Raw genomic sequence first — 12,956 nt, forward strand, 5'->3', positions numbered from 1 at the left:
GGAATAAGGCTCTTATGACAATGAATCTCAATAATCAGCATTTCCAGAAAGTCCAGAGGGGCATAAGGCCAAAATTTGGCCGAATCGAAATCTTCGGCTGATATGATTTACGGGACACGCTCTTTTAAGGCACAGAGAAAAAAGGATCTCAACAGTGCTGAGCGGTCAACACCTTTTCGCGCAGCCATTTCATCAAGTTGTCTGACATACTCGTCGCCTAAACGTGTAGTTACAGTCTTAGCCATGCTCTTCACCTCATCCCTATAGTCTGTATGCAATTGCATTGATTGCATACAGACTATTTGCTATCTCCTGCCAAGTCAAGTGAAAAATCTTCTGATTCCGTTCAAAAAGCCCGAGATTACCTCTTTATAGACATTTATTTGTACGTCGTAGTTCCCCTTATAGCCCTTGAAAGATCCCTTGTAAGCATCAGGACGCGGAGAGAAAGCTCACGAGACAGGAGCCCAGTGCCGCAGCTTGGAGTGATGAGCGCCTGCCTCTTTATCATATCGGGATCTGCGCCTAACTGTTTTACCTGCCCGTCCCACAGGGTCTTTAGACTTGAGACATCCTCACTCTTAAGGTCTTCTTCGTTTAATGTCGGGACCAGGCCCCAGGCGATTGTCTTTCCCTTTTTCAGGAAATCCGACAGTTGCTCTTTGTACAGGACTATGCGGTCGAAAAAGCCATAGGCATCGAAACTCAGGATATCCACCGGAGTTTCCAGGATCACGGACCAGTCCGTGTTTGCGCATACGTGGATACCCGGGATACCGCCTGCCTGTTGCACAGTATCAATTACCTCGGTCAGGTCGGAAATTACATCTTCCTTTGTGACGCCGACCATGGCGGAGGACCCGAATCCGGCAAGCGCCGGCTCATCCAGGAACAGGATTACTTCATGGCCCAGGGCCTTCATCTCTTCTACCTGGTACTTGGCCCTGAGGGCAATGGCCTTGACTACCACTTCGCGGAGTTGAGGATTGAAGAAGGCCAGGCGACCGGACTTGTCCTTGAGACCGCTCAGCATGGTAAACGGACCGGTGATCTGGCCTTTGAGGGCCAAGGGCTTGGAGCCGGCCCGTGGGATCGCTTCAAGAAATGCCTTGAATCCGCGTCCGGTCTTGCCGGAAAAGGCAAAGACGGATTGCTTCAGAGGGAGCCCCGCCTCAGTGACCTCCAGGTACTGCTCGTAGAAGGAAAGAAACTCCTGCTCAAAGGCCGGATCTTCTGTGTCAAAGTAGAGCGAATCCCCCTCTCCCCGTATTCCGGGAAGACCCTCTGTAAACTGGGAAAGGAGCCTTTCCTCCGGGTACACGGGAAGCTGTGCCCAGAGCGGAATTTCAGGCATGTACTCCAGGATAAGCCTGGTGGCCTCCTGGTGGTCGGAGAGGGGCAGACTTCCGATCAGTGTCGGCAATGCATTAGGTTCAAAGGCCATGTTGTTCCTCATACAGAGATCGTCAAATAGTTGAGTCGTTGAGTCGTTGAATCGGAAAATATGATTTGCCCGAACTTATTGAGAAGTTATATAATAATAACCATTTAACTAATCAACTACTGAACCACTTAACGAGGTCTGTCACAGGTATTTTATTTCATATTGCTCCAAGTGGAGCTCAGGTTTCGATATAATGGTGATTTCCCTCTCAAGGGACTTTTCCAATAGTTCCACATTGTGCGCCTCTTCCTTGAAGAGCATCTCTCCTATCTTGGGATGGACAAGGACATGTATGCCAGTGCCTTCATTATGTATTGTCTCTCGCTGTATCCGGCGGAAGATTTCGTAGCACAGGGTCCTTTTGGATTTGAGTTCGCCGGCCCCGTCACAGTAAAAACATGGCTCACAAAGTATATGGTGCAGGTTTTCCCTGTTTCGTTTTCTGGTCATCTGGATAAGGCCGATCTCTGACATGCGCAGGATGTTGGTCTTGGTCCTGTCCCTTTTAATAGCCTCTTTGAGGGTTTTAAACACATCTTCCCTGTTTGAGGCATTCTCCATGTCTATAAAGTCGATTATAATCAGACCGCCCATGTTTCTGAGGCGAAGCTGGTAGGCTATTTCTTTGGCGGCCTCAAGGTTTGTCTTAAGAATAGTGTCTTCCAGGTGGCGTTTCCCCACGTATTTTCCGGTGTTGACATCTATGGCTATGAGCGCCTCGGTGGATTCTATGAGTATGTATCCGCCGGATTTCAGCCAGACCTTTTTACGAAGGGCTTTTGACAATTCCACTTCAATGCCGAAGGCATCGAAGATAGGCATGGACTGCTTATAGAGTTCAACACTTGGCCGGAGGTGAAGAGCAAAGGTCTCAATAAAGGCCAGAATACGCTCATAGGCTGGACTTGAGTCAACCACAAGGCGTTTCACATCACAGGTGAACAGGTCCCGTACTGCCCTGAGGGTGATATCCAGGTCTTCATAAACAAGGCTCGGGACATGAAGGCATTCAGCCCTCTTTTGAATATCCGCCCAGAGGTGAAGAAGGAACTCCATCTCGGCCTGGATGTTTTCCGCAGTAGCGCCTTCACATGCTGTTCTCGCTATAAATCCGAAACCATTCGGACGCAGTGAATTTATTATCTCTTTCAGACGTTTACGCTCAGACTCGTCTTCGATCCTTCTAGAGATCCCCATGTGGTTCATGGTCGGCATGAGCACCAGGAGTCTTCCGGGGAGCGAGATGTGGGAAGTGACCCTGGCACCCTTGCTACCTATGGGGTCCTTGGCTACCTGGACCAAGATTTCCTGACCTTCGTGAAGCAGGTCCTCTATCCTGAAGGGAGGCGGGGTGTAATGCAGTGAGTGCTCTTCCTCAGTGTCTAAATGTGCCATATAATTCTCTTCATACTCTGTCATCCCGAGCATCAATTCAAACTCTGAAAGGTGATCGTAGACATCCGTCACATATAAAAAAGCGGTACGTTCAAGCCCAATGTCTACAAAGGCGGCCTGCATACCGGGAAGGACTCTTGCAACACGTCCTTTGTAGATATTTCCCACATATCCCCGCTCGGCAACCCGTTCTATGTAGAATTCCACAACAGAGCCGTTCTCCAATAAGGCGACTCTTGTTTCCCAGGGGGCGACGTTGATGATGAGTTCAGCATTCATGAAACTACTCATACTTGCGGACAAGGACGTGCCTGCGTCCCATGTTGTCCGTGGGGCTTACCACCCCGTTATGCTCCATCTGCTCTATCATTCTGGCCGCCCGGTTGTAACCCACACGCAGCCTGCGCTGGAGCATGGATATGGATGCCTGGCCGGTCCGTGTGACGATATCGACTGCCTCGTCATACTTATCGTCAACCGATTCCCCGCCAGGGCCCGATGCTTCAGAATCCTCTTCTCCGGGTATGGGCTCGATCACTGTCTGATCATAATCAGGCTCGCCCTGGGCCTTAAGGAATTCCACTATCCGGACTATTTCTTTTTCAGATACATAGGCCCCGTGGATGCGCTCCAATGTGGAAGATCCGGGAGGCAGGAAAAGCATATCCCCCATTCCAAGGAGCCTTTCCGCTCCCATTATGTCCAGTATGGTACGGGAATCCACCTTGGATGAGACTTTGAAAGAGATCCTGGCAGGGAAATTTGCCTTTATAAGGCCTGTAAGTACATCAACTGACGGCCTTTGGGTGGCCACGATGAGATGAATTCCCGCAGCCCTTGCCATCTGGGCAAGACGTGTGATTGCCGACTCCACTTCCTTGGAAGAGACTATCATCAGGTCTGCCAGCTCGTCTATGATGATTACCAGATAGGGAAGAGGTTCTTCGGCGGCTTTGTTGTATCCCTGGAGATTTCTTGCCTGGGCCTCTTCAAGGATCTGATAGCGGCATTCCATCTCTATCACCGCCCACCTTAGGGCCCTTGTGGCCTCCTTGGGCTCGCTGACAACCGGATGCAAAAGATGAGGAATCCCGTCGTAGAGGGAAAGCTCTATCCTCTTGGGATCTATCATAAGGAACCTCAGCATGTCGGCGTGATGGCCATAGAGAAGAGAGCAGATCATGGCGTTAAGCCCCACACTCTTTCCGGTACCTGTAGCACCTGCAATCAGCAGATGCGGCATTTTGGTAAGGTCTGTAACCACAGGCTGCCCCACAATATCCTGCCCAAGAGTCAGAAGGAGTTTTCCTCTGTTTTTTTGAAAGGCATCGCTCGCAAGGATCTCTTTTAAGTAGACTATCTGCCTGGTTGTATTTGCCATCTCGATACCGATAACTGCCTTGCCGGGAATGGGGGCAACTATTCGGACGCTGTGTGTCCTGAGGGCCAGGGATAAGTCATCGGCAAGGGAGGCCACCTTGTTGATCTTGACACCTGGTGCAGGAGAAAATTCGTACATTGTGATAACCGGTCCGGGGCATATCTCTACAACGTTACCGGCAACCCCAAAGTCCAGGAGCTTCTTCTCAAGTAGCCGTGCATTGGAGAGATACGCCTTCCTGTCTATTTCCTCATTTACCTCCGGCGGGTCGTTCAGTAAGGTCAGGGGTGGCAGAGAAAATTCTCCTGTAACAGGGGTTATCTGAAACCTTGATTGTTCCTGTCCCTTGATATCCTGTTCCTTTTTGTCTGAATTTCTACGGGAATTGGTAATTCTGGGGATATCCAGTACAGGGCTTTCAAGATCGGCGTCTTTTGCTGAGGCCTGTGTCATATTTTGCCCGACGGACTTTCGAACCTTGGTCTGCTTAAAAAGACCGTGCATTCTGATTGAAGAGATAGCCGGCCAGATACCTGCCAGGGAAAAGGGGGTTGCAGCCAATAGGCCCGTGATGAATAAGACCGCTCCGGACAACATGGTTCCCCATTTTCCAATCCAGTTGATAAGAAAACCGGTAAGACCGAGACCTACAATTCCCCCGCTTGCAGCAGTGGACATGACAGCCGGGCCTTCACCAGCCGTAGACCACAGGGCAAAGGCCATACTTGTGGCCAGGAGCATGGCCGTATAGCCGGAGATCAACAACGGAAACGAAGGGAGTCGATCTTTCTTTGAACGGATCAGGGACCATGCCATAGCTGTGAGGATTACCGGTATCCACCATGAAGCAAGCCCCAGCGTTTCCATGAGAAAGGCTGCAAAATTGGCTCCCACAGGCCCCATCCAGTTGCTGAAACCCCTGAGTGCATAATGGTTGAGAGAAGGGTCCTCGGGGGAATAGCTCAATAAAGAAGCACAGGCGAATATTGCACCTGCCAGGAGAAAAAGCCCGAGTATTTCTTGAAATAAGGCCCCTTTCTGGCCTGAATTATCATTTTTGACCCTTGGTTTGGTTTTGCCGGACACTTTTATTGGTCTTGTTTAAGTCTTAATCTAAGGGCGTTTCATTGAATACGCACCACATTATACACGACGTCAGACATAGCTGCCGAAAATTGATAGATCCCTTTCAACAATTAATGTGTAATTCAAAATACTTATGCGAAATAGCAATTGCAAAAATCGGCAATTACTTATGACGCTGTGTATANTATACACGACGTCAGACATAGCTGCCGAAAATTGATAGATCCCTTTCAACAATTAATGTGTAATTCAAAATACTTATGCGAAATAGCAATTGCAAAAATCGGCAATTACTTATGACGCTGTGTATAGATAGATGTTTCAATACTTTCGGATATATAATACTATAATAACATTTTGCCGGAAAGGCCTACGGTCCTTATGGTTATCAGGAAGCAGTCCGTGCCGCCCGGAGAGTGAATAATTTAACCGATATACTTGGTGATTTTTCCGACATTTAGTAATGTGATATTCTGGTTGCAGCATAAAAAGAGATCTGTAACCATTCACTGGTTCAAGGTTCAGAAGTTCGGTGTTGAGCAAAAACTCAGACCATTGATTTGTGGTATCCGAAAGATAACCCTGAACGGTGAACTGTGAACCTTTGAACGGTTACGATAGGAGAATATCCTGTGAAAATAGCGGTAAGCGGCAAAGGCGGCGCGGGTAAAACCGCCATCGCCGCCTTTCTCATTCAGGCCCTGGCAGACAGAGACAGGCAAGTGCTCGCCATTGATGCAGACCCGAGCCCACATCTTGCGAGGGCTCTCGACTTTCCGCAGGCAGAGGAAATCCGTCCTATAGCTGAGATGCGGGATCTCATTCAGGAAAGATCCGAGAGAGACGGTCCTTTTTATCGCCTGAATCCAAAGGTAAGCGACCTCCCGGAGCGGTTCATGAGACAGAAAGGAAACATCAAACTCATGGTGCTCGGGGCCATTCAACAGGGAGGGGCGGGATGCGCATGTGCTGACAATGCAGTGCTCAGGACCCTCTTGAACATCTTGCTGCTTTCCCCGAATGAGGACATAGTAATTGATATGGAAGCAGGGGTTGAACATCTGGGCCGTGGTACTATTGCCAGCGTAGATCATCTTTTGATAGTAATTCAGCCATATAGAGGAAGCCTTGAGACCGCGAGCAAAATACTGGCCCTGGGAAAGGATTTGAAGATCAATCATCTTGGAATAGTGGCCAATCAGGTGCATGGCCTGGAAGACCTGAACTACATACAGGATCACTCAGGAGTTAAGCCCATAGGGGTCTTTCCTGATTCAGACGAGGTCAGGGAGGCTGAAAGAACAGGAGCGCCAATCTATAATGCCGATTCCACGTTTGGTAAATCGGCCCGGGATCTCCTGAACATTCTGGAGCGGATGAAATGATCAATAAGTTTCCTCTCATTGCGGATGTGCAGAACATGCATGACAACCGGCAAATCCCTTTGCGCAGGGTGGGCATAAAGAATATCCGGTACCCAATAACTGTCCTTGACAAGGTAAAAGGTGCCCAACAGACAGTAGCCAGTATAAATATGTATGTGAATTTGCCCCACCAGTTCAAGGGGACACACATGAGTCGTTTTGTTGAGATCCTGAATGAATATCGAAGGGAAATTAATGTAAAGACCTTTGCCAAGATTCTCACTGAGATGAAGAACCGTCTGGACTCGCAGGAGGCCCACCTTGAAGTGGATTTTCCTTATTTCATAGAAAAGCAGGCGCCGGTGACCGGGACCCCTGGACTCGTGGAATATGGCTGCGGCCTCCATGGGACCATGACTGATCGACTTGATATGGTGCTAGTAGCCAGGGTGCCTATTACCACCGTATGTCCGTGCTCGAAAGAGATATCCGACTACGGCGCCCACAACCAGAGGGGAGAGGTGAGAGTGCGGGTCAGGTTCAACCGTTTTTTATGGCTTGAGGACTTGATTGCAGAAGTGGAAAAGGCGTCTTCTTCAGAGGTCTATTCAGTACTCAAGAGACCTGACGAGAAATTTGTTACGGAGAAGGCCTATGACAGGCCGATGTTTGTTGAGGATGTGGTAAGGACGGTATGCCAGGGCCTTAAGGTGTTGCCCGGAGTTACATGGTTTGCGGTCGAAGCGGAAAATTTCGAATCCATCCACAATCACTCGGCCTATGCCTGCTCGACTTAGGGAAATGTTGAGGAGCCGAAAAAATATAATATGCACAGTCTGCCAGGCCTTCCCAGGAGCACGTCAACCCTTTACCGGCGCTCCTTATAGTTCGTAAATATTCTTATGAACCCGTTATATCCTGCCTTGAAGCGGTTACCTTTTTCCGGGTTTCAAAGCTCACTCATCGCGGACCGGAGAGGCAGTGCAATCCGGCCCGCGATCGAAACCCTGCAAAAGGCAAACCGCTCCTGCGGCAGGGCGCGGATGGCAACCGTTCACTGGGACCACGGGTTCATAAGAATATTTACTATAGTTCTCATGGCTTTTATGCAGATTTTCTTCTGTCCTTTCCGGATCTCCTGTCTCGACCACTTCTGCGTTCAGGTCCTTTGTAATTCGGATCATTAAACTTCCTGCGGTCTACCCCCGATCTTCGTTCTTTTCCGGAGCGTCGCTCTTTTTTCCCCATAAGATTTTCCTCTCTTTTAAGTTGGTGTTTTTCGCCGTCCGCCATAATTCTCTGAAAAGGAATTTAATGCCGTTGCAAGAAATAGTAAAAGCCCAACGCCGATCACAATAATTCTCATGCTGACAGCCGCATATCCTCCACATTCTGTATGCTGTTGGCCTTCATGTAGTCCCTGATGCCGGCCAGCACGTCCTCTGCGGTGTCTGGCCGTATGAGTGTGGCCGTTCCGATTTCAACCGCCTTTGCGCCGGCCATCAGGAATTCAAGTGCGTCATCCGGGGTGCTGATACCACCGATACCTATTACAGGGATGTCCACAGCCCGGACTACCTGCCAGACCATGCGCAGGGCAATGGGTTTGATCGCCGGGCCTGAGAGTCCTCCAAACACGTTTGCCAGGGCAGGACGTCTGGACTTTATATCTATGGCCATACCCAGCAGCGTATTTATGAGAGAAATGGCGTCTGCTCCTGCGGAGGCCACCTTACGGGCAACTTCGGTGATATCAGTTACATTTGGTGAGAGCTTTATTATAACAGGAAGGCCTGTGGTCTTCTTGACTGCGTGAGTGACATTTGCCGCTGCTTCAGGGTCTGTACCGAATGCAATACCTCCTGTCTTTACGTTTGGACATGAGATGTTTACTTCAATGGCATTGACGCCTTCTGCTCCGTCGAGCTTTTTTGCTATTTCAGCATATTCTTCAACTGAGTTTCCAAGGATATTGACAACCAGGGAGGTCTTTACATTCCTCAGCCATGGAAGCTTGTCCCTGAGAAAGATGTCTATTCCCACGTTTTCAAGTCCTATGGAATTCAGAAGGCCGCACGGCGTCTCCATCAGGCGGGGAGGGGGGTTCCCTGCACGGGGTCTGATGGAAATGCCTTTTACTATAATTCCACCTAACCGGTCCAAATCAAGAAGGTCACTTAATTCCGCTCCATAACCACAGGTACCTGAGGCGAGTAAGACCGGATTTTTGAGTATCAGGGAACCGATTTTGATTGAGAGATTCGGTGATTTGTTGATCACTGGCTGTACTCCCAATTGACTTGATCTGCATCAAATACCGGTCCTTCCCTGCATACGTGCAGAAAGCCCTGGCTATCGGACCGCGGAACGGCACAGCCCAGGCACAGCCCTATGCCGCACGCCATAGTGGCCTCCAGTGAGACCTGGCAGGGGATATTTTTATTGCGGGCCATATAATAGACCGCCTTCATCATAGGCCAGGGGCCGCAGGTATAGATCTGCGCCATTCCTTTGATTTTTTGGAGCGTTTGAGCCAACAGGTCCGTTACCATTCCCTTTTGCCCAAGGCTTCCATCCTCGGTTGCGATGTGAAAATCTCGGGTAAGTCTTGAGAAGTCTTCAATGGTCGGGATTTCCGAAGCATTTCCGGCCCCGAGCAAGATGATGAGTTTACCGGATTGCTTAATCTTCTCTGCCAGAAGAAGCAGAGAGGCAATACCGAGCCCTCCGCCTACCAGTATGCATGGACGGTCACGGATCAGCCTGAAGCCCTGTCCCAGTGGCCCCAGTATCCTGACGATCTCTCCGGGGCACCGTTTTGAGAGCAGGCGGGTACCCTTGCCGACTTCTTTGTAAAGAAAGCTTATCCGTCCGTTTGCCAGGGTTTTGTAAATGGAAAGGGGACGGCGAAGCAGAGGATCCCTGCTATTGTGATATTTCACCTCGAGCATGCAGAACTGTCCCGGGCTGGCTGACTCCAGAATTGCAGGGGCCTTGACCGTAAGCAGGAAAATGCCGTGAACGAGCTGTATCTGTTCTATTATCCTGGCAGGTATGTCGAACCTGGGCATCAGACTTTACCAGATAAGAGAAATGGCCGTTGCAGTAAACAGAATTATGCTTATGGCCCCGTTAAAGGTGAAAAAGGCCATATTCATCCTGGAAAGGTCACTGGGGTTCACTACCAGTCTTTGCATTACCAGGAGCGCAAAGGTGGCCAGCAGGCCGGAATAATATATCCAGTTGAGATGCGCCTGAAAGCCCACTGAAATAAAGGCGATAAAGGCCACCAGGTGGAAGAGGCATGAAATCCGGAAGGCCTTCTTTATTCCCCACTTTGCCGGTATTGAATGCAGGCCTTGTTTCCGGTCAAAATCATAGTCCAGGCAGCCGTATAGCACGTCGAATCCCGCTACCCAGAAAAGTACGCCTGTGCTGAGGATCAAAGGAAGTAGTTCTATGCTTCCTTTTACTGCGATCCATCCGGCCGTAGGCGCCAGGCTCAGGGCCAGGCCCAGAAAGAGGTGGCACAGCGAGGTGAATCTCTTTGTATATGAGTAGCTGAGCACTACAGCCAGGAAAGCCGGGGAGAGGAGGAATGCCAGTCGATTCAGTTCATAGGCTGACAGGAAGTAAATCCCCGAAGCAACTATTACCATGATCCAGGCATCCCTTGCCTTGACAGTCCCTCTGGGAAGGGCCCTCTCCTTTGTACGGGGATTTTTTGAATCAAAGGGGATGTCAACTATACGGTTGAAGCCCATCGCAGCCGTCCTGGCCCCAACCATAGCCGCAAGAATCCACAGAGATGTACACAGATCAGGTGGTCCTTCAGCAGCCAAAAAGGCCCCAAGGTATGCAAAGGGCAGGGCAAAGATAGTGTGCTCGAATTTTATCATTTCAAGCAGTATCCTGACCTTTGAAATTGATGATAATGAAATTGGTGATTTGGTGATTTGATAATTTGGTGATTGCACGCGACTATCCTGTTATCAAACATGAATAATTCAACATTCAAAATTTACCTTGCCATCTCTTCAGGCCGTCCACCCTGAGTCCTATGAATTCTGCCAACCTGCCGGCAAAGAATGATGCCATTTCGTCTATATTCCCGGGCTGGTGATAGAAACTGGGCATTGCAGGATATATTACAGCCCCGGCCATTTCTGCAAGCAGCATATTTTGCAGGTGGATTCTATTCAGAGGGGTCTCTCTGGGGACCAGGATAAGGGGTCTTCGTTCCTTTAGAAAACAGTCAGCCGCCCTGTGGATCAGGTTTCGGCTGAATCCGTGAGCTATGGAAGCCATGGTCCCCATAGTACAGGGCAGGATTACCATAGCTTTCCATCTGCCCGAACCACTGGCAGGGGCAGCAGCCAGGTTGTCAGAGCTGTAAACTATATGAGCCATCCGGATCAGGGCCTGAAAGCCGTCTTCCTTGATCTCAATTTTGGACACCTGTTCCCCTGTCCTGGATACGATGAGATGGACCTCCTGGCCCAGGTCTCTTAAGATTTCAATGAATTTAAGGCTGTAGATAGACCCGCTGGCCCCGGTGATTGCAAAAAGAATAGGATCCCGGTTTTCATCCTTTGTCATATCTCCAGCCCCAGCTTTGACCACAGCTTGTCGACCTTTTTTTTGATTTCAGTATCCATTTCTATCACATCCGGCCACTGTCTTGTAAATCCCTCTTCCGCCCACTTTCTAGTGCAGTCTATACCCATCTTGCTTCCATAAAGAGGAAGTGGTGCTGCATGATCAAGTGCATCTACAGGCCCGTCCGCAAAGACTATGTCCCTTCTGGGGTCTATGTTGTTGCCCAGGCGCCATAGTACCTGGGAGAGGTCCTGTATGTCCACCTCGCTGTCAAAGATAAAGATTATCTTGCAGAACATCATCTGGCCTAAACCCCAGAGGGCATGCATTACCTTGCGGGCATGGCCGGGATAGCGCTTATCAATGGATACAAAGGCCAGGTTGTGGAATACGCCCTCAAGAGGGAGATTCATGTCCACAATTTCAGGCAATGTCCTTTTAATCATAGGAAGAAAGAGGCGTTCCGTGGCCTTTGCCATGTAGCAGTCTTCCTGCGGAGGTTGACCGACAATGGTGGCCGGATAGACGGCGTCTTTTCTCAGGGTCATGCAGGTTACATGAAAGACCGGGTATTGGTCAGCCAGGGAGTAATATCCGGTATGGTCACCAAAAGGGCCTTCAGTCCGCCGTTCTTCAGGTTCGACATATCCCTCAAGAACTATCTGGGATGAGGCAGGGATCTCCAGGTCCACTGTCAGGCATTTTACGAGTTCGACCGGCTCTTCTCTCAGAAATCCTGCGAAAACGCATTCGTCCATGTCGTCGGGAAGCGGAGCGGTCGCCGCATAGGTCATGGCCGGGTCAGGCCCTATGGCGACGGCGACTTCCAGGCGCTGTCCCATGCGTTCGGCGACCCTGTAATGGTGGGCCCCGCCTTTGTGGGTGTGCCAGTGCATGCCCGTTGTTTTTTTGTCAAAGACCTGCATGCGGTACATGCCGACGTTTCTGATCCCGGTCTCCGGATGGCGGGTAAAGACCAGGGGCAGGGTTATGAAAGGGCCTCCGTCCTCCGGCCAGCAGTGAAGCACCGGAAGGCGAGTCAGGTCAACTTCCTCACCTTTGAAGACTATTTTTTGACAGGGGGCCTTATGGACAGTTTTGGGAAAGGCGTTTTTCAGGCGTTTGAGCTTGGGTATTACCTTCAGTTTTTTTAAAAGGGTGTCAGGTGCCTCTGCTTCGAAAAAGTCCAGGATTTCATCGCCAAGGGAATCGAGGTTGGGAACTTCCAGGGCCATGGACATTCGTTTATAGGATCCAAATGTATTCATAAGTACAGGCATATCGAATCCCTGGACATTTTCAAAGAGGAGCGCCGGGCCGAGCAGTTTGCAGACCCTGTCAGTGATCTCTGTTATCTCAAGGACCGGACTCACAGGCTCTTTGATCCTGGCAAGTTCTCCATGTTTTTCAAGCTTCCTGATAAAATCCTGAAGATCGCAATATGCCATGGTTTAAGTTCCTCAATCCCTAAATTTAATCCGATCAAAGGGGCCGGTTGGGGGAATATATACATGAAATTGTTGGACGTGTTAAGTTAAATCCTTCCTATCTCTGGATATTTCATATAAGATACAGGCAGCAAGCACCGGGTAGGCTGCTTGCCATACAATTACTGCCATTGGTCTGAAGATTCTTTCATAGAGCAACCATTTTTTGAGTCAACTCCTCAATTTTTCTAATTTTTTTT

12 protein-coding genes are annotated in these 12,956 nt (G+C 49.6%); 2 read left to right on the forward strand and 10 right to left on the reverse strand.

Annotated elements, in window-relative coordinates; translation table 11 throughout:
• Positions 1 to 107: 107 nt before the first annotated feature.
• The 4 genes from C4B57_00595 to C4B57_00610 form a co-directional block, all read right to left on the reverse strand.
• Positions 108 to 293, reverse strand: coding sequence for a hypothetical protein (locus C4B57_00595; GenBank protein ID PXF55987.1), 186 nt, complete (start codon positions 291 to 293; stop codon positions 108 to 110).
• Positions 294 to 379: 86 nt separating this feature from the next.
• Positions 380 to 1,456, reverse strand: a complete 1,077-nt coding sequence (locus tag C4B57_00600) for a hypothetical protein (protein PXF55988.1) — start codon at positions 1,454 to 1,456, stop codon at positions 380 to 382.
• A gap of 129 nt (positions 1,457 to 1,585) precedes the next feature.
• Positions 1,586 to 3,118: an Rne/Rng family ribonuclease gene (locus tag C4B57_00605; protein ID PXF55989.1), complete on the reverse strand. Its 1,533-nt coding sequence runs from the start codon at positions 3,116 to 3,118 to the stop codon at positions 1,586 to 1,588.
• Between the two features lie 4 nt (positions 3,119 to 3,122).
• Positions 3,123 to 5,306, reverse strand: coding sequence for a cell division protein FtsK (locus C4B57_00610; GenBank protein PXF55990.1), 2,184 nt, complete (start codon positions 5,304 to 5,306; stop codon positions 3,123 to 3,125).
• A 632-nt stretch (positions 5,307 to 5,938) separates the two neighbouring features.
• Between C4B57_00610 and C4B57_00615 the strand changes: the two genes are divergently transcribed.
• Together C4B57_00615 and C4B57_00620 are read left to right on the forward strand one after the other, a co-directional pair.
• A complete protein-coding gene (locus C4B57_00615) occupies positions 5,939 to 6,691 on the forward strand; it encodes a carbon monoxide dehydrogenase (GenBank protein PXF55991.1) in 753 nt (250 codons plus the stop codon).
• A gap of 17 nt (positions 6,692 to 6,708) precedes the next feature.
• Complete coding sequence (locus tag C4B57_00620; protein ID PXF56142.1) at positions 6,709 to 7,467, forward strand: GTP cyclohydrolase I FolE2; 759 nt, start codon at positions 6,709 to 6,711, stop codon at positions 7,465 to 7,467.
• Between the two features lie 307 nt (positions 7,468 to 7,774).
• Here C4B57_00620 and C4B57_00625 read toward each other — a convergent pair whose 3' ends face one another.
• The 6 genes from C4B57_00625 to C4B57_00650 form a co-directional block, all read right to left on the reverse strand.
• Positions 7,775 to 7,963 (reverse strand): hypothetical protein, encoded by a 189-nt coding sequence (locus tag C4B57_00625; protein PXF55992.1) that lies wholly within the window; start codon positions 7,961 to 7,963, stop codon positions 7,775 to 7,777.
• 69 nt (positions 7,964 to 8,032) lie between these two features.
• On the reverse strand, positions 8,033 to 8,950 hold the full coding sequence (locus C4B57_00630) for a dihydroorotate dehydrogenase (GenBank protein ID PXF56143.1): 918 nt from the start codon (positions 8,948 to 8,950) through the stop codon (positions 8,033 to 8,035).
• A complete protein-coding gene (locus tag C4B57_00635) occupies positions 8,947 to 9,741 on the reverse strand; it encodes a dihydroorotate dehydrogenase electron transfer subunit (GenBank protein PXF55993.1) in 795 nt (264 codons plus the stop codon). The genes C4B57_00630 and C4B57_00635 overlap by 4 nt, the downstream gene beginning before the upstream one ends.
• A gap of 6 nt (positions 9,742 to 9,747) precedes the next feature.
• Positions 9,748 to 10,611, reverse strand: a complete 864-nt coding sequence (locus tag C4B57_00640; GenBank protein PXF56144.1) for a 4-hydroxybenzoate octaprenyltransferase — start codon at positions 10,609 to 10,611, stop codon at positions 9,748 to 9,750.
• A 73-nt stretch (positions 10,612 to 10,684) separates the two neighbouring features.
• Positions 10,685 to 11,269: an aromatic acid decarboxylase gene (locus C4B57_00645; protein PXF55994.1), complete on the reverse strand. Its 585-nt coding sequence runs from the start codon at positions 11,267 to 11,269 to the stop codon at positions 10,685 to 10,687.
• The gene (locus C4B57_00650; GenBank protein PXF55995.1) at positions 11,266 to 12,717 is read right to left on the reverse strand and encodes a menaquinone biosynthesis decarboxylase; all 1,452 of its coding nucleotides are present in this window, start codon (positions 12,715 to 12,717) and stop codon (positions 11,266 to 11,268) included. The genes C4B57_00645 and C4B57_00650 overlap by 4 nt, the downstream gene beginning before the upstream one ends.
• Positions 12,718 to 12,956 lie beyond the last annotated feature (239 nt).

Source organism: Deltaproteobacteria bacterium (assembly GCA_003194485.1).
In the GTDB taxonomy this organism is placed as follows: Bacteria; Desulfobacterota; Dissulfuribacteria; order Dissulfuribacterales; family UBA3076; genus UBA3076.

Coding starts and splice junctions, on each gene's coding strand:
- C4B57_00600 (PXF55988.1), bottom strand. CDS start 1,456: ATGAGGAACAACATGGCCTTTGAACCTAATGCATTGCCGACACTGATC.
- C4B57_00605 (PXF55989.1), bottom strand. CDS start 3,118: ATGAATGCTGAACTCATCATCAACGTCGCCCCCTGGGAAACAAGAGTC.
- C4B57_00650 (PXF55995.1), bottom strand. CDS start 12,717: ATGGCATATTGCGATCTTCAGGATTTTATCAGGAAGCTTGAAAAACAT.
- C4B57_00645 (PXF55994.1), bottom strand. CDS start 11,269: ATGACAAAGGATGAAAACCGGGATCCTATTCTTTTTGCAATCACCGGG.
- C4B57_00625 (PXF55992.1), bottom strand. CDS start 7,963: ATGGCGGACGGCGAAAAACACCAACTTAAAAGAGAGGAAAATCTTATG.
- C4B57_00595 (PXF55987.1), bottom strand. CDS start 293: ATGCAATCAATGCAATTGCATACAGACTATAGGGATGAGGTGAAGAGC.
- C4B57_00635 (PXF55993.1), bottom strand. CDS start 9,741: ATGCCCAGGTTCGACATACCTGCCAGGATAATAGAACAGATACAGCTC.